This is a genomic window from Dyadobacter sp. HNCC25DJ187 (assembly GCF_056895255.1).
Map to the genome: position 1 here is coordinate 2,234,844 of NZ_JBXHAT010000002.1, position 16,564 is coordinate 2,251,407.

The following is a 16,564-nucleotide window of genomic DNA, read 5'->3' on the forward strand; positions in this document are numbered from 1 at the left end:
ATAGAACTGGTTGAAATAATATGGTGATTTGTTAATTAAAATTCACTTATAAACTTCCAGGATCCCCTTCAAACTCTCCAAAGTATCTGCTTCAGACGCTTTTTTATCTTTTCGCCATCTTAGAATTCTGGGAAAACGTACAGCAATACCTGATTTATGCCTCGAGGATTCATTAATCCCTTCAAAACCTATTTCAAATACAAGTTCCGGTTTCACTGTTCGAACCGGACCAAATTTTTCAATCACATTTCTCTTGATAAAGTAATCAACCTGCCCGATTTCCACATCTGTAAGACCCGAATAAGCTTTTGCAAAAGGGACCAGCTTCCCATCCTCACCCCATACAGCAAAGGTATAATCTGTGAAAAGCTCCGCTCTTCTACCCGATCCTTTTTGTGCGTAAATCAGAACGGCGTCAATACTCAGGGGATCAATCTTCCATTTCCACCAATCGCCTTTTTTACGTCCTACCTGATATGTTCCACTTTTTCGTTTGATCATAAAACCTTCGGCAATATTTTCGCGCGAAGTAGGATGTAGCGTGTGTAAATCGTCCCATGCTTTAAAATCCACCAGGCGCGAGAGATTAAAAACATTTTGCACCGGCATACTTTGAACCAGCTTTTCAAGTTCAACCCGTCTCTGAAATTGGGTCATGCTTCGTGCGTCAGCACCATTTACTTCCAGGATATCGTAAGCCAGAAAAGCTACCGGAGCTTCCTCTAATACTTTTTTGGATAAATTTTTCCGTCCTATACGCGTTTGCAGTACGTTGAAAGGCATGGGCTTTCCATCCAGATAACTCACTATCTCACCATCCAGAACAGTCCCATCGGGCAGTACGCCGGCAAGAAAATGCAGTTCTGGAAATTTGTCTGTAGATAATTCCTCACCTCTTGTCCATATAAACAGTTCGCTGTTCCTGTAAATAATCTGTGAACGGATTCCATCCCATTTCCATTCTACAAACCAGTCTTCCGGATTTCCCAATCCCGATACATCACCTTCAATAGGATAGGCCAGGAAAAACGGATAAGGCCTTGATGCATTGTCATTCTCGCCTTCATTCAGAATAAGCTGTTCAAAAGTAGTTGTTGAGGGATCCCACTGTCCCATCACGCGGTGTGCGATCACATTAGAATCGGTTGATGTGGCTTCGGCTAATGCCCGCACAACCAGTGTTTGTGACACTCCAATTCTAAAACTGCCCATTAACAGCTTATTGAAAACAAATGTTTCATGCTGTGACAATTGCATCCATGCCTGAATGATATGATCGTGCTTTTCCTCATCGGTCATGCCAGGTAGCATGCTTAGATAATGGAACCATTCAGTGAGCGATTTATCCGAGGAAGTTGTTTCCGTCCTTGGCAGAACCAGTGAAATCGTCTCCCCTAAATCCCCTACACTCTGATAGCTTTCCTGAAACAGCCACATGGGGATATTTGCTTCTGCTGCCGCCCACTCCTTCACCATGGTACGGTTTACCTTAAACGATGGCCTCCTGCCAGCGAATAGAGTCAGCGCCCAGAGTTTGTCGTCGTCTGAGGCAGAAAGAAAATAATTCTTCATCAACTCAACCTTTGCATTGGTTTTATTGGTTCGGTCCAGGTTCATGAAAAGTTCAGCAAATTGTTTCATCCAGCTTTGTCAGTTAGGCATTAGCTTAATTTAAGATCCGGATCGTCCGGGATTGGCGACATGTCTTTTTTATTTTCAATGCCTTCTGATTCCGGCCCTTCACCCGTTGCCTTATCTTCCGTTTCCTCTTCATTTCCATACATCGTAGTTACTTCACCTGCTTCGATACCATTTTCATTCAACCATCTTGAAAAAATACTGGTATATCCATGTGTGACATACACCTTCTCTGCTCCGGATTCCACCACAGCGGTATTCAGATCCGGCCAGTCGACATGGTCACTCAATATAAAACCCTGGTCAACGGCCCTGCGGTTTTTTGCTCCACGTAAAGCCATCCAACCTGAGCAGTACCCGAGGGAATAAGGATTGAATTTTCTGATCCAGGTGCTGCTATCTACTGACGGGGGAGCAAGAACCAGCGAGCCCCGGAACAGTTTCTTATCTGTTTCCTTTGTAACCAATGTAAGTTCAGGAAGATCGTGCCCTGCTTCACGTAATTTTTCATTCAATATATAAATAGCTCCATGCGCATAAATCGGTTCATCGGGCAACTGAATTCCTTTCAAAATCCGCTGCATTTTCCCCAATGAATAGCCCATCAAAATACTGGCTTTATCTTCTCTTTTGTTCTGCGCAAACCAGTTATCAATTTCGGAGAAGATTTCCTGTTGAGGCTGCCATTTGTAAATTGGCAATCCAAATGTGGATTCAGTAATAAATACATTACATTTCACTGGTTCAAAAGGGGCTGAGAATCCGTCATCCTCCAGTTTATAGTCACCACTAGCGACCCAAACCTCACCCTTGTATTCTACCCTAACCTGAGCGGAGCCGATAATATGACCGGCAGGATGTAATGAGAAGGTAACGCCGTTTATGATAGTCTTATCACCGTACTCCACTGTTTGTAGTGAAATATCCTGCCCAAGCCGCAGACGTAAAATCGCTTCGCTATGCTTATGAGAAAGATAATGTTTGCTTCCCCAGCGGGCATGATCGCTATGCGCATGTGTGATAATTGCCCGGTCCACAGGTATCCAGGGATCTATATGCACATCAGCCTGCGCACAATAAATACTTTTTCCGGTAAATTGTAAAAGAGGTATTGGCATACAGCAGATTAATTAAAACTATGCCAGCTAAAACATCGATATTGAACCCTTTCCTTTTAATTCTTACTACTTTTGCGGCATCTTCAAATTATGTCTGAAATTTCTGCGATGAAGGGATACATATATCGTCCGGTTACGCTCGTACTCTACTTGCTGATTATTGTACAAGGTTGCCGGTCAGGTTCCTCCGATTCCGCTTTGCAGGATTCGGAAGCTGTTAATTCCGACTCTTTTAAAGAGAAAGTCTCTATCAGACATGCACGCGGCTTCACTATTGACTATTTTCAAAACTATAAAGTAGTGAAAATTATGAATCCGTTTGAGAGATCGGCGGATACGACCCTATATGTACTAGTACAGCGCGGAACAGCCATACCTCAAATTGCGAAGAAAGCTACAATCATTCAAATTCCAGTACGGAGCCTGGCACTTACGTCTTCTATGCATATAGGATTACTTTCCTATATGGATTCTGAAAAAATACTCTCAGGACTAAGTAGTCTTCAATATGTATTTTCTCCGAAAGTCATTAATAGGATAGAAGCTGAAAAGATTACTGAAATTGGTAAAGACCAAGGCATCAATGAAGAGAAACTGATCACCATGCATCCTGATTTACTTATGACAACAGGCAGTCCCGGGTCGGTGAAGGAACACTATTCGTTACTTTCCGAGGCTGGTATTCCTGTTATTTTCAATTCTGAATGGGTTGAAAAAACGCCACTGGCACGTGCAGAATGGGTAAAGCTAATGGCTGCTCTGCTCAACAAGGAAGAATTGGTAAACCGCAAATTTCTGGAAACCGAGCAACGTTATAAAGAACTGGTTCACCGGGCTTCCGTAGTTACAAAAAAACCGATCATTCTCTCAGGATTAAATACGAAAGATGTATGGTATATACCTAACGGCAACAGCTACATGGCACAGTTCTTCAAAGACGCAGGTGGAAATTTCCCCTGGAAGTCAACTTCTGATGCAGGTAGCATTCCTCTCAGTTTTGAGACGGTGTATCCGGTAGCGCTCACTGCCGACTTTTGGATGAATGTCGGTTTTGATCCCCATGATACTAAAAGCAGCATTCTGGCTCAGGATAAGCGCTACAGTGATTTTAAAGCATTTAAAAACGGAAACATCTTTAGTTATAACAACCGGGTGAATGCACGTGGATCCAATGATTTTTTCGAAAACGGAAATGTTGAGCCTGATGTAGTACTGGCTGATCTGATCAGCATCTTCCATCCTGAACTTCTTCCCCAACACAAACTTGTTTATTATAAGCAATTAAAATAACATGCAGCAGACCGTTTCACATAAAGCCATATTGAGCGGACTCTTCTGTCTGGCAGTGTGCTTCTTTGCACTGGATATTATGCTGGGGTCTGTACAGATACCATTCAGTCAGATCATCGGGATACTTATCGGCCAGGATGTTGACAACATAGCGTGGGTATTCATCATTGAAAAGATACGTTTACCAAAAGCACTAACAGCCGTACTTGTGGGCTGTGGATTGTCAGTGAGCGGGCTTCAGATGCAAACACTTTTTCGTAATCCGTTGGCAGGACCTTCTGAGCTGGGAATAACAGCCGGCGCAGGGCTGGGTGTTGCGGCAGTGATGCTGGCGAGTGGCAGCAGTGCCAGTATCTATGCCATTCGCCAGCTCGGCGTTTCAGGAAGCTGGCTTATCATCGTGATGGCTTCCCTGGGCTCAGCTTTGGTATTGTCTGTGATATTACTGATCGCCGGCAGAATCCGTGACAATGTCATACTCCTTATTGTGGGGGTGATGATTGGTACGATTACACTCTCCGTAATTAGTATCTGGCAATATTTCAGTCAGCCAGAACAATTGCAGGAATACATTATGTGGACTTTCGGTTCTTTGGGTGGCGTAACACAACATCATTTATATGTGCTCACCGCTGTAGTTGTGCTTGGCCTTTCTATATCATTCATCTCTTCAAAAGCATTAAACGGACTTTTGCTGGGTGAAAATTATGCAAGAAGCATGGGGCTCACGATCAGCAGAACCCGCCTGATCATCCTGGCCAGCACCAGTATATTAACAGGTAGTATTACCGCTTTTTGCGGCCCGATCGGCTTTATTGGTATTGCTGTGCCGCATATCACACGTTCATTAATGGGCACTTCTGATCACCGGATACTTATTCCGGGTGTTTGCCTTACAGGAACTATACTTGTACTTCTTTGCGACATCATTGCGCAAATGCCGGGAACCCAAACTGTACTTCCAATCAATGTGGTTACTTCCTTACTTGGCGCTCCTGTGGTCATCTGGGTGATTATAAGCCGTAATAATCTACGATCATCTTTCTCATGAACCAGCCTGTTATCAAAGCTATTGATCTTTCGGTCGGCTACAAACTGAAAAACAAGTCGGTTAAATTAGTGGGTACATCCCTTTCTCTAGAGCTGTACAAGGGCGAAATGGTGTGCCTGCTCGGGCCCAACGGAGCCGGGAAATCCACATTAATGAAAACTCTGTCCGGCCTACAGCCTGCCCTTACCGGCTCAATAGAAATAAATGGTGAAGCATTGTCTACTATTGATGCAGCTGCATTAGCACGTCAGCTCAGTCTGGTATTAACAGAACGTATTGAAGTAGGTAACCTTAGTGTTCAGGAAGTAGTTGGATTAGGACGCATTCCCTATACAGGCTGGCTAGGAAAATTATCAGATACAGATAAAAAACAAGTAGAATGGGCATTAGAAGCAACTGAAACCACTGTATTCAGACTGCAAAAAATGAATAACCTGAGCGATGGGGAAAGACAAAAGGTGATGCTCGCCAGAGCGCTCGCGCAGGATACAGATTTGATTTTGCTTGATGAGCCCACCGCACATCTTGATTTACCAAGCCGGGTTGAAATTATGCAATTGCTACATAATCTGGCCCGACATCACCATAAAGCTATACTGCTTTCCACCCACGAACTGGATCTTGCCTTACAAGCTGCAGACCGGCTTTGGCTGATGAAAAAAAATGGATCTCTTCTGACTGGCACGCCGGAAGATATGGTATTGAATGGCAGTTTCGAAGGTGCTTTTGCCAAACCGGGGTTTTACTTTGATAAAAACACAGGAGGCTTTAATATCTATCAAAAGACGCCCAGAGCCGAAGTTTCTCTGCTTGGACTACAGCACCTTGTTTTTTGGACGAAGAGAGCTTTACAAAGGGAGGGCATATCTGTGACAGCGAATGATAAAAGCAAGTTACAAATCAGTATTTCAAACAATGACCAGCAGATATCCTGGACACTATTTGATGAAGGTATCGAAGCCTTCTCCGCTCCTTCCATTGCTATTTTACTTGCTGAAATGCGCAGATTTATCAGTTAAATATTTGTTGCATTTTAGCATTCGCGGAAACCCGAAAGTGATACAAGACGTTGCATTGGAATACTATTCATCTTATGCTTAACAGAAAATTCAAATATATCTTCGGGGCCGGATTTGCATTACTGATCGGTTACATCCTGTACGATTCATTTTCCCAACCCACCACTTCGGATCTGAAAGGTAATTTCAGGCAAACGGCTGAATACCGAAATGAGAACAATACCGGCCCTATCGTTCGCATTTATGCGGTTACGGTTCAGGGAAATCCATGGGAAGAGATGCAGCAATATGGTGACATGATGCCTTATACCAAATACGGTTCGACCAAAGTATATTTTTTCCAGGAAAACCAACCTGCCCCGAAGACATTAGTTCCTGCTGAGCCAAACTTCGGCGTAGCATTTAAACAGAACTGCCTGGCTGTATATGAAAAAGATGGTAGTGGACAGGTAAAATTTGTAAAAGCACCATTTGGTGCAGGAATCTGATCCTGCTATATATGTCATAATTAATCAAAACCTATAGAATAATGATTGCTATCGATATCGTAAGAGAATACTATAACCATTTCAATAATCAAAACTGGGAAGGGATGCTTGGCTTAATTCATGAAGATATCCGTCATGAACCTAACCAGGGGGACCCACGTATTGGTATTGACAAATTCACCGAATTTCTGAAGATCATGGATACTTCCTATCAGGAAACACTGACAGACATGGTTCTTTTCAGCGAACTTGGTAACAGTCGGGTTGCCGCAGAATTTACGGTGAACGGGATTTACAAAAAAGGAGAAGAAGGGCTTCCCGAAGCACACGGACAATCCTATGTGTTGCCTGCAGCTGCATTCCTGCAAGTAAAGGATGGTAAAATCAGTAGGGTTACAACCTATTATAATCTCCCATTGTGGATAAGCCTTGTATCATAATATGAAGCAAGACAATCTGAATTTTGTAACCAAAAAAGGGAGAGAAATTGAATCTCTGTTTAATGACCTGGCTCAGTTGCGGATCACAGTTTTTCATGATTTCCCCTATCTGTACGAAGGCTCGGTGTCGTACGAAAAAGAATATCTGAAAATATATTCCAATTCAGAATATGCATTGGTCTTTGCAGTGTATGATGGAGATAAAATGGTTGGCGCAACGACTTGCATTCCACTGGCAGACGAGACAGACGAAGTTCAGAAACCATTCTTAGATGCAGGTCGTGACGTGGATAAGATCTTCTATTTCGGTGAAAGTATATTGCTTCATGCGTACCGGGGATTGGGACTGGGCCACCGCTTTTTCGATGAGCGCGAATCACACGCGCAAAGTTTAGGAAGCTATTCACTCACTTGCTTTTGTTCCGTTGAACGGAGTGAAAACCATCCCGCTAAGCCGGTAGATTATCGCCCAAATGATGCATTCTGGATCAAGAGAGGCTACAGCAAAGAAGCTTCTCTGGTAAGTTCGATGAGGTGGCTTGATATAGGTGACGATGAAGAATCTGAAAAAAAGATGATTTTCTGGGTTAAAGATTTGGATGGAGTGTAGTGTCTACCAAAATTGCATCCCTAACAGGATCTTAGTTTATTCAACCACGCTCAATGCAGTAAGTCCTGGTAGGGACATGATATCGGTAGATAGAAGAAGTCTTATCATTATCTGAAAGTGCCGTAGGTACGCAATATCATTCAACCGTCATTTCACGCTAATACTGCCCTTTCGCGATCTTTGCGTTTTCTTATTTTCTTTGCGTGAAAATCTGATTAAATATGAAAGTAAAAATAGCCGCTGCACAATACCCGATTACGGCTCACACGTCATTCGAAGCCTGGACAATGCACACGGAACAGTGGATTTCCAACGCTGCTAAAGCCGGATCTCAGCTTTTGATCTTCCCGGAATATGGTGCTATGGAGCTGGTAAGTATATTCTCAAAAGAAATTCAGTCAGATATCAAATGGCAGGTGAGTGAACTTAACTCTATCAAAGAAAAATTTTGTAAAGTATTTGCTAGCCTCGCTCATAAACACCAAACTACTGTAATTGCCCCAAGTATACCCGTCATTGATAATGGCCGTAAGGTGAATCGTGCACATGTTTTCTCCCCGAATGGCTTGGCCGGACATCAGGATAAATTCTTTATGACCCGTTTTGAAAATGAGGAATGGGGCATGGAGAGTGGTGAAAAAAAACTGACCTTGTTCGAAACAGATTGGGGTAACTTCGGTATTCAGATTTGTTACGATGTTGAATTTGGCATAGGCTCTCAGCTCTTGAGCACCGCCGGAGCTAACCTGATCGCAATACCAAGTTGTACAGAGACCATTCGCGGAGCAACAAGGGTTCATATAGGGGCCAGAGCGCGCGCACTGGAAAATCAGATATACACCAGCGTAGCACAAACCGTGGGCCATGCTGTATGGTCACCGGCAGTTGATATCAACTATGGATTTGCTGCTTTTTACTGCACACCTGACAATGATTTACCGGAAGAGGGTATTGTTGCAACCATGGAACCTCAGCTTGAGGGCTGGCAAATATCCTCACTTGATTTTAGTAAATTGGAAGAAGTGCGAAACAATGGTCAGGTTTTCAATTTCAAAGATCACCAACGCATTCTTACTTCCTTGGCTGAACAGGAAATCATTATTACAAAAGTTAAAATTTAATTTCACAAAATTTTAACATACCCATGTGCAATCAATGGATGGAAGCTACCAGTTCCGGCTCCATCATTTTTGTATTGCCTGATTCTTTATACTTTATTTTTTGAGACATTTTTCTAAATGGATTTTCAACAAACCTGAAATAAAGATAAGATACCAGGATACTAATCACCAGCGCAGCCAGAATCATCAATTGCCTGACAAACTCATCATTTGAAAATCTTTGGGTAAGATTAATTATACGTAATCCGACAGGAAAGTGGAGGAGATACAAAGAGAAAGAAATATTGCTGATAAACACACCAAATGATGTTGTACGCACCGGAGCCAAAATTGCAAAGCAAGTAAAAACAACAACAAGCATTTCGGTGTAGGTATACTTCATTGCTAAAAATACCAATGTAACAATTGCGCTAAAAATCATTTCCATTGTGTTCAGACTACCCGTAACATATCGGAATAGTAGGATACCAGCAGTGAAATAAATCGAGAATTCAAATACAAAATTTCGGTTAGAATAGTACGATAATAGATTGAATACCAACAGTGTAAAAATCCAAACTATGCTATTTTTACTATTAATAAGCGGAAAGATCAAAGCGATCAGTATATAATACTGAAATTCAATAGCTAAAGTCCAAAATACCGGATTCAACCAGTCTTTGTCAACAAAGACATTAAGATAACCAACATGATATAGCAATTGAGGGATATCAAGTACAAATGGTTTACCTGAGTAGGTAGGACTAATGGTGGTCAGATAGTTAAGAAAAAGTGCAAGAACAGCACAAATCAGGTATGGCGGTTCTATTCTGATCAGCCTCTTTTTCATGAATGTAGATACTTTTTGCAATGTATACTTGCCTGCATACATCGACAACGGAATAACAAAGCCGGATATAATGAAAAATATTTCGACACCGAAATGTCCGTAACTAAATAGTTGTTTTAACTGATTAGACTCTGATAAATAATCCAATTTATCGGAGAAATGAAACAGGCAAACTGCAATGGGTGCAAATCCGCGCAAATAGTCCAGAGAGGGTATATGTGCTTTCAAGTGACAACTGATTATTGTAGAGGTAATATTGTTCAAAAATATCAAATTAAATTGACAAAAAATGGTCTTCATAATACAAATTCAAAATTTTAATAACCAAGAGTTACCATTATAATAATCACCAATTCGCGCACATACGTTTAGCCGTTGGCTCGATTTTGTTACTTGGTTTAATATTATTTTAGTAGCTAACTAAAGAAATTAATCTTATGAATACCGACCATATAGATATCCTGGGCGAACAGGAAGAAACACTGGGAACAGCTGAAGATCTTACTGAAGAAATTGCTGTTGAACCGCGAATCAGTGCTCAGGAGGGCATGCGGCTACGTATTGAGTTTGAAACGTCACGTGGACTATGTGTGGGTTATTATACTGTAACTGAAAACGGCCATGAAGAAATAGACATGGAACCCGACTCCATCATTATGCTGAGTTCGCTATATCCAACCTATTATGGTACCTATGTCCACCCTCTAAACCATGACTGGGTTGAAATTGACGTTTCGGAGACGCACATCGGCAATCCTGAATATAAAGTGTACAATCGTACCAGGGAAACACAGCAGATATTGTAATACGCTGGTGGATACTAACAAACAAGGCCGGATTTCTCCGGCCTTGTTTGTTAGTATGTAATGATGATATGTAACATGACAACTCAAAAATAAATCGCTTTCATTTCCGCATAAACAAGAGCAAATAAAAGAAATGAAAAGATAAGAATGATCAGCTCCTTAAATGATTCTGTCTTTTTTGACGCTTCCATAGTATTGTTAAGGTGATGTTTGTTTAAACTTCGTGTTGCTTTGTAAAAGCCTGTTTCTGACGCTATGCAGTACCATTAGTCACTTATTGATAAACAAATCACTCACAATAATTTTAATGAGCTTTACAAACAAAATCTTCCTGTCATAAGTCGATTTACACTTATGACAGGAAGATCAGGATAACAACTAAACTATTCTGCGATTTCCTTCTTTGCAATCATGTAGTAGACCGGTATTCCCAACAACGCGATGATCAGTCCAGGCCAGGTATATTCCGGTTTATAAATGATGAGCAATATACAGAAAGCCAGTCCCATGATAATGTAGATAACAGGCAGCACGGGATATCCGAAAGCTTTATAAGGCCTGGCTGCATCGGGACGTTTTTTACGAAGTATAAATATGCCAACTATTGTAAGCATATAGAATACCACAACAACAAATGAAATCATATCAAGCAGGTTTCCGTATTTGCCACTCAATGCCCACAAGGAAGCGATAAGGCATTGAATCCACAATCCGAATTCCGGAACCGAGTTTTTATTCAACTCACCTACCTTCTTAAAGAACAGCCCATCTTTCGCCATGGAATAGTACACTCTTGCACCGGACATGATCAAACCATTGTTACATCCGAAGGTTGAAATCATAATCATCACAGCGATAATGATCGTTCCGGCACTTCCGAAAATCACCTGAGAAGCTGTTACTCCCACACGGTCCTTGTCCGAAGCAGCAATATCCTGCAATGACAAAACGCCTGTGTACATGATGTTGGTGAGCAGATAGATTACCGTCACAATAATTGTCCCCAACGCAAGGCTTAATCCTATATTTCTTTGCGGATTTTTAATCTCTCCTGCAATGAACGTCACGTTATTCCACGAATCGCTACTGAAAATGGATCCTACCATCGACGCAGCTATCGCTCCCAGAGCAGCAATGGTTGTGTAGGTTTCGATACTACCATCGATATTCAGTTTGTGAAGATCCCACATGGTTGCAGAATCCCAGTTGGCCGCCCATACTTCAGGTTTCATGAATATCAATCCGAAAACGATCAATCCAAGCAAACTGAGCAGCTTCGTTAACGTGAATGTAGTTTGAATTACCTTTCCTCCGTTAACACCCTTTGTGTTAATGAAAGTCAGCAAAACAATGACGACAATGGACAGCAGCTGTGCCGGAGATATTTGTAAAAATCCCATGTCTATCGCAACGATATCCTCACTGATGGCGGGGATAAGATAAGCTGTAAACTTGGCAAATGCCACTGCAACCGCTGCAATAGTGGCCGTCTGTATCACAGTAAAAAAGCTCCATCCGTATAGAAAACTTATCAGTGGATTATAGGCCTCTTTCAGATATACGTACTGGCCACCCGCTTTAGGAAACATAGCGCTGAGTTCTCCGTAGCTCAGGGCAGCAGTAAGCGTCATAAAGCCTGTAATTACCCATACAAACATCAGCCAGCCAACACTTCCGGTGTTTCTTGTAATATCTGCACTTACAATGAATATCCCTGATCCGATCATACTCCCGGCAACAAGCATGGTGGCGTCTACCAGGCCCAGGGAGGGTTTGAATGAGGTCGATTCTGTACTACTTTCTGTTGACATAGAAGGAATTGAGGTTAAAAGTCAGGAATGCATTTCTGTAAGCTACAACATTATTTAAAACTATAAAACTTCCATTTCGTTTTGAAATCGGGAGTCAGTTTCTGGTTGGTGAGCGTAGCTCTTACCATCTCGATCGGCATATTATTTTCCTTCATGATGGCATTGTGGAATTGCGTATAAGTCATTTTGCCACTGTCTACCAATTCTGTTTTAAGACTGAATATCTGCAAACCTCCGACAAGATAAGCCAACTGATAAAGCGGACTGTAATTTCCTTCAAATGAACGTCTCACTTCTCCTTCGGCATTCGCTCTTTCGTGCCCTACCCTGTCGACAAGGAAATCGATACATTCCTGTGGCGTCCATTTTCCTAAATGGTAGTTAAGCGAGAAGATAATCCGTGCGCAACGGTGCATCCGCCAGAACAACATCCCGATTCTTTCCTCAGGCGTTTTAGCAAAGCCTTTGTCGTAAAGCAAAAGCTCCCAGTATAATGCCCAGCCCTCAGTCCAGAACGGCGTGCGAAAATCGCTACGGTAAGACTTATAGCGACTGTTCATATAATACTGCAAATGGTGACCCGGCACAAGTTCGTGATGTACAGTAGAACGAGAAAAATAAGGATTATTTCCACGCATACTCATCAGCTTATCGTCATGTGCCATCGTATTGGTCGGATAAGAAATGATGATGTCGCGACCACCCAAAAAGAACGGATTCACCAGCTGGCGTTCCGGTGTCATCATCTGCATACCCCAGGTTTCATCCGCAATCTCAGGATATTCTCCCAGATTATTTTTCAGAATGAATTCCTTCGCATCATTGTACAGCTTCATGATCAGCTCTGGCTGCTGCCCTGCAGGTACGTAGCTGTTTTTTACTTTTTCCTGTGCTTTCTTCCAGTCATTGCCGAAACCCATTTCCTGAGATGCTTTCAGTAACTCCTTGTCGCACCAGGCAAATTCTTTATTGGCCAGATCAATCAGTTCATCAGGTGTATAGCTGATCATTTCCGTTTTGAGCTGACGGATCAGTTCTTCACGACCAATAGGTACTCCCTTAATTCCGCTGACATCGTCCTTCTGTGTTGTATTGAGCTTGCCTTTTTTTCTAACGGTACGCGCATACGCAACCAGCGTACTATCCAAAGCTTTGTAGGGCTTAGGCACCCACCAAGTAAACATCGGATCGTATCCGTTGTAGAAGTCGAATGTACTTTTTAGTCTGGCCTGAATACCATTAATAGCCTCCTCGCCCCGCATGGCCAATGGCATATCCAGGGATTCCACTTTTTTGAAGCTTTCAGCAGCAGCATTTACTTCTTTAAGAATACTATTCAGCTCTGTTGCCACCTTTTCACCATCTACTGTGGCCCCGCGACGGCGTCCTTTTTCAAAGGTGTAAATCTTTTCGGCGAACGGAACATACTTCTGTATCGCAGTATACTCTTTTTCTTCCTGTGACAATGTCAACTGATGGTCTTCAATATTCCTTTTTAACAGCAAATAATCCACCTTGCCATAAGTACTCATGGCATTGAAGTCGAGCTTTGCAAGTTTGTCGAGATAGTCTTTATCAATTTCATTCAGACGCTTACGCTGCTCCGGTGAATTGAGTGTGTTTGGCGCTCCGCCATAGCCTCGGCTTGCTACCATAGGAGAGTAAAAGTAACGCACAGCCCGGATATCCTGGCTATACTGAATTATTAGACCGGCTGTTTCACTGGATTGTTCGTATAGATTGAATTTGCTGGCGGGAGTTTGAGCCCGTAATCCACTCGCTACAGAAAGCAACACGACAAACGTTCCCAAGCAGCGGAACAAAGCTTGACTTCTCATAAGGTTCAGGTATAGATTAAGTAATTGTTGTCAGGTTAATGTGCTCTTATTACAAGAAATTCTTCCTGTTGGCATAAAAAAAGTGAGCTGTCGGGAGACAGCTCACTGGTATCTTTCAGGATTATATATTTTGATGTCGGCTGACAGCGCGGTTCTGTCCGCAAGCTCTGCAACCAATTTACCTGTTGCCGGCCCCAGACTAACGCCCATCATGCCGTGTCCTCCCGCAACGATCAGGTTTTTAAGTTTTTTGCTATAGCCCAGATACGGCAAGCCATCCGGTGAGCAAGGTCTGAACCCGTACCAGATTCTGCTTTCTGCCGGAACAGGCACATTTAGTTCAGGATAATATTGCGGGATCGAATTCACAATTCCCTCTACCCTGTTCATATTGATTTTATCATTCAATGCGGCCAGCTCCATGGTTCCACCAAACCTCACCTGACCATTCATGGGCGTGACAGCCACACGTGCTTCAATCAGCAATGCCGGATGTACAATAGGATGCGCCGTATTCCCTTCCATAAATGAATACCCTTTCCCAGGCATCACAGGAATAGAAAGTCCCGCTAGCTTTGCCAGCTGCGGAAGCCAGGATCCCCCCGTCATGATCACAAGATCACCACTTACATTTCCTTTGTCCGTCACAACAGATTTGATCTCTCCATTTTCGATCTGATATCCGGTAACATCAGTATTTGTCAGTATCTCTCCGCCGTTTGCTTTAATGTAAGTTATAAGCTGAGATATAAGTGCATGAGGATAAAGATGTGCGTCACAATGGTAATGAACTGCTCCTCTAATATCCAGCTTTACACCTGGCTCTATCTCCTGTACTTGCTCAGCACTTAGCATCTCGACATCCAGACCCAGCTTTTGAGCATCCTTTCCTACATGAATCTCTTCCTCTCCTGCTTTCTCGGTTTTATAAAGCATCAGAATTCCTTTCTTCTCAAGGCCGAAGTCGAAACCTTCTTCTTTGGAAAGGTCTTCATACAGTTGCTTGCTCAACAAATGATAATCTCTCAAAAATGGAGCCGCACGTTCTACGTTAGCAGGCGTAGCACTTTTCATGAATTTCAATCCCCAGGAGATCAGTGCAAAATCCAGTGACGGTTTTACATAAAAAGGACTGCGGCTATTGAACATCCATTTGATTCCCTTTGAGATCATACCCGGGGCTGCCAATGGTATGAAGTGACTCGGGACAATCATTCCGGCATTACCATGAGAGCAATTGTCCGACAAATCTCCTTTATCTATCAAAGTCACTTTCCATCCGCCTTTCAGCAGATAGTAAGCCGAGGCCAATCCCATGATGCCACCTCCAATAATTACGGCTTTGCCTTTATTTTCCATATTAACCTCGGCCGTCAGCAATCAGCTTTCGGCCTTTTATAGATTTGTTGCCCTATTTGATATTATGTTGTGCAATAGCACATGTCGACGGCTGATAGCCGACTTGCCATTAAATTACCTGAAATCCATATGCATACGGATCTTCTTCGTCGTCGATGAATATATTATTATAACCTGTTACCACTGCCCATCCTTCGATTCCCGGAATGATGGCAGGCTTTTCTCCGATTGTTACTTCGTCCTCCACAGTTCCTGTGAACTTGGAGCCGATGATACTTTCGTGGATAAACTCATCTCCTTTTTTCAGTTTACCCTGCGCATGCCATTGTGCCATCCTCGCAGATGTACCCGTTCCGCACGGAGATCTGTCAATCGCTTTGTCACCGTAGAATACAGCGTTACGTGCTGTTGAAGTCGGATCTATTACAGAACCTGTCCACAGGAAATGACTCAGTCCGGTGATATGTTCGTTCTCCGGATGTACGAATTGATATTGCTCATTCATGCGGGTACGGCATACTCGGCTCCAGCTGATGAGTTGATCGGCGGTGTAATGCTCCAGTCCTTTGAAGTTTTCCTGAGGATCCACGATGGCGTAGAAGTTGCCCCCGTAGGAAACGTCAACTGTCAGTGTTCCGAGATCAGGACATTCAACCGTTAGTTTTTCTGCAGCAAGGAATGACTTCACATTCACAAGCTTCACAGATTTAACCTTTTTGCCTTCTTGCCTGTATTCTACAAGCACCAGTCCGGCAGGTGTTTCCAATCGCAGCTTACCAGGTACTTTTGGAGTCACCAGGCCTTCTTCAATAGCAATTGTTACTGTACCGATCGTACCGTGTCCACACATGGGAAGACAACCACTGGTTTCGATATACAATACGCCAATATCGTTTGCAGGATCAATCGGCGGATAAAGAATACTACCACTCATCATATCATGACCGCGTGGTTCAAACATCAATCCCTTTCTGATCCAGTCAAATTCCTTCAGGAAATGCAGACGCCTTTCCATCATACTATTTCCATTCAGCAAAGGTCCGCCACCGGCTACTACCCGCACCGGGTTCCCACATGTGTGGGCATCTATACAGAAAAAGGTTTTTCTCATTTTAATAAGGCTATCGGCGGTCGGCAATCAGCTTT

15 protein-coding genes are annotated in these 16,564 nt (G+C 42.8%); 8 read left to right on the top strand and 7 right to left on the bottom strand.

Annotated elements, in window-relative coordinates:
* Window positions 1–42 precede the first annotated feature (42 nt).
* The gene (locus tag AC1XUE_RS20180) at window positions 43–1,641 is read right to left on the bottom strand and encodes an ATP-dependent DNA ligase (RefSeq protein WP_483357786.1); all 1,599 of its coding nucleotides are present in this window, start codon (window positions 1,639–1,641) and stop codon (window positions 43–45) included.
* A 20-nt stretch (window positions 1,642–1,661) separates the two neighbouring features.
* Window positions 1,662–2,756 (bottom strand): ligase-associated DNA damage response exonuclease, encoded by a 1,095-nt coding sequence (locus AC1XUE_RS20185; RefSeq protein WP_483357787.1) that lies wholly within the window; start codon window positions 2,754–2,756, stop codon window positions 1,662–1,664.
* Window positions 2,757–2,846: 90 nt separating this feature from the next.
* Between AC1XUE_RS20185 and AC1XUE_RS20190 the strand changes: the two genes are divergently transcribed.
* The 7 genes from AC1XUE_RS20190 to AC1XUE_RS20220 all read left to right on the top strand — a co-directional run bounded on the left by AC1XUE_RS20190 (window position 2,847) and on the right by AC1XUE_RS20220 (window position 8,775).
* Window positions 2,847–4,046: an ABC transporter substrate-binding protein gene (locus AC1XUE_RS20190; protein WP_483357788.1), complete on the top strand. Its 1,200-nt coding sequence runs from the start codon at window positions 2,847–2,849 to the stop codon at window positions 4,044–4,046.
* A gap of 1 nt (window position 4,047) precedes the next feature.
* A complete protein-coding gene (locus AC1XUE_RS20195) occupies window positions 4,048–5,097 on the top strand; it encodes a FecCD family ABC transporter permease (RefSeq protein WP_483357789.1) in 1,050 nt (349 codons plus the stop codon).
* Window positions 5,094–6,116: an ABC transporter ATP-binding protein gene (locus tag AC1XUE_RS20200; RefSeq protein WP_483357790.1), complete on the top strand. Its 1,023-nt coding sequence runs from the start codon at window positions 5,094–5,096 to the stop codon at window positions 6,114–6,116. The genes AC1XUE_RS20195 and AC1XUE_RS20200 overlap by 4 nt, the downstream gene beginning before the upstream one ends.
* Window positions 6,117–6,190: 74 nt before the next feature.
* A complete protein-coding gene (locus AC1XUE_RS20205) occupies window positions 6,191–6,604 on the top strand; it encodes a hypothetical protein (RefSeq protein ID WP_483357791.1) in 414 nt (137 codons plus the stop codon).
* A gap of 41 nt (window positions 6,605–6,645) precedes the next feature.
* The gene (locus AC1XUE_RS20210) at window positions 6,646–7,044 is read left to right on the top strand and encodes a nuclear transport factor 2 family protein (protein ID WP_483357792.1); all 399 of its coding nucleotides are present in this window, start codon (window positions 6,646–6,648) and stop codon (window positions 7,042–7,044) included.
* Between the two features lies 1 nt (window position 7,045).
* Window positions 7,046–7,654, top strand: a complete 609-nt coding sequence (locus tag AC1XUE_RS20215; protein ID WP_483357793.1) for a GNAT family N-acetyltransferase — start codon at window positions 7,046–7,048, stop codon at window positions 7,652–7,654.
* Between the two features lie 221 nt (window positions 7,655–7,875).
* Window positions 7,876–8,775 carry a carbon-nitrogen hydrolase family protein gene (locus AC1XUE_RS20220; RefSeq protein ID WP_483357794.1) on the top strand — a complete coding sequence of 300 codons (900 nt, stop codon included), beginning with the start codon at window positions 7,876–7,878 and terminating at the stop codon, window positions 8,773–8,775.
* 31 nt (window positions 8,776–8,806) lie between these two features.
* On the opposite strand, the gene AC1XUE_RS20225 is transcribed toward AC1XUE_RS20220, so the two are convergent.
* Window positions 8,807–9,832 carry an acyltransferase family protein gene (locus tag AC1XUE_RS20225; protein WP_483357795.1) on the bottom strand — a complete coding sequence of 342 codons (1,026 nt, stop codon included), beginning with the start codon at window positions 9,830–9,832 and terminating at the stop codon, window positions 8,807–8,809.
* Between the two features lie 209 nt (window positions 9,833–10,041).
* On the opposite strand from AC1XUE_RS20225, the gene AC1XUE_RS20230 reads away from it, so the two are divergent.
* A complete protein-coding gene (locus AC1XUE_RS20230; RefSeq protein WP_483357796.1) occupies window positions 10,042–10,410 on the top strand; it encodes a hypothetical protein in 369 nt (122 codons plus the stop codon).
* Between the two features lie 383 nt (window positions 10,411–10,793).
* Here the strand turns inward: AC1XUE_RS20230 and AC1XUE_RS20235 are convergent, their stop codons facing one another.
* The 4 genes from AC1XUE_RS20235 to AC1XUE_RS20250 form a co-directional block, all read right to left on the bottom strand.
* Window positions 10,794–12,221 (bottom strand): APC family permease, encoded by a 1,428-nt coding sequence (locus AC1XUE_RS20235; protein ID WP_483357797.1) that lies wholly within the window; start codon window positions 12,219–12,221, stop codon window positions 10,794–10,796.
* Window positions 12,222–12,271: 50 nt separating this feature from the next.
* Window positions 12,272–14,059 carry a DUF885 family protein gene (locus tag AC1XUE_RS20240; RefSeq protein WP_483357798.1) on the bottom strand — a complete coding sequence of 596 codons (1,788 nt, stop codon included), beginning with the start codon at window positions 14,057–14,059 and terminating at the stop codon, window positions 12,272–12,274.
* Between the two features lie 102 nt (window positions 14,060–14,161).
* The gene (locus AC1XUE_RS20245) at window positions 14,162–15,418 is read right to left on the bottom strand and encodes an NAD(P)/FAD-dependent oxidoreductase (RefSeq protein ID WP_483357799.1); all 1,257 of its coding nucleotides are present in this window, start codon (window positions 15,416–15,418) and stop codon (window positions 14,162–14,164) included.
* A 109-nt stretch (window positions 15,419–15,527) separates the two neighbouring features.
* Window positions 15,528–16,529: a 4-hydroxyproline epimerase gene (locus AC1XUE_RS20250; RefSeq protein ID WP_483357800.1), complete on the bottom strand. Its 1,002-nt coding sequence runs from the start codon at window positions 16,527–16,529 to the stop codon at window positions 15,528–15,530.
* Between the last annotated feature and the right edge of the window lie 35 nt (window positions 16,530–16,564).

Bases quoted from the DNA above. Each gene is read 5' to 3' on its own strand.
- AC1XUE_RS20195 (WP_483357789.1), top strand. From the start codon at position 4,048: ATGCAGCAGACCGTTTCACATAAAGCCATATTGAGCGGACTCTTCTGT.
- AC1XUE_RS20250 (WP_483357800.1), bottom strand. From the start codon at position 16,529: ATGAGAAAAACCTTTTTCTGTATAGATGCCCACACATGTGGGAACCCG.
- AC1XUE_RS20200 (WP_483357790.1), top strand. From the start codon at position 5,094: ATGAACCAGCCTGTTATCAAAGCTATTGATCTTTCGGTCGGCTACAAA.
- AC1XUE_RS20220 (WP_483357794.1), top strand. From the start codon at position 7,876: ATGAAAGTAAAAATAGCCGCTGCACAATACCCGATTACGGCTCACACG.
- AC1XUE_RS20230 (WP_483357796.1), top strand. From the start codon at position 10,042: ATGAATACCGACCATATAGATATCCTGGGCGAACAGGAAGAAACACTG.
- AC1XUE_RS20235 (WP_483357797.1), bottom strand. From the start codon at position 12,221: ATGTCAACAGAAAGTAGTACAGAATCGACCTCATTCAAACCCTCCCTG.
- AC1XUE_RS20245 (WP_483357799.1), bottom strand. From the start codon at position 15,418: ATGGAAAATAAAGGCAAAGCCGTAATTATTGGAGGTGGCATCATGGGA.
- AC1XUE_RS20210 (WP_483357792.1), top strand. From the start codon at position 6,646: ATGATTGCTATCGATATCGTAAGAGAATACTATAACCATTTCAATAAT.
- AC1XUE_RS20240 (WP_483357798.1), bottom strand. From the start codon at position 14,059: ATGAGAAGTCAAGCTTTGTTCCGCTGCTTGGGAACGTTTGTCGTGTTG.
- AC1XUE_RS20205 (WP_483357791.1), top strand. From the start codon at position 6,191: ATGCTTAACAGAAAATTCAAATATATCTTCGGGGCCGGATTTGCATTA.
- AC1XUE_RS20180 (WP_483357786.1), bottom strand. From the start codon at position 1,641: ATGAAACAATTTGCTGAACTTTTCATGAACCTGGACCGAACCAATAAA.
- AC1XUE_RS20215 (WP_483357793.1), top strand. From the start codon at position 7,046: ATGAAGCAAGACAATCTGAATTTTGTAACCAAAAAAGGGAGAGAAATT.
- AC1XUE_RS20185 (WP_483357787.1), bottom strand. From the start codon at position 2,756: ATGCCAATACCTCTTTTACAATTTACCGGAAAAAGTATTTATTGTGCG.
- AC1XUE_RS20190 (WP_483357788.1), top strand. From the start codon at position 2,847: ATGTCTGAAATTTCTGCGATGAAGGGATACATATATCGTCCGGTTACG.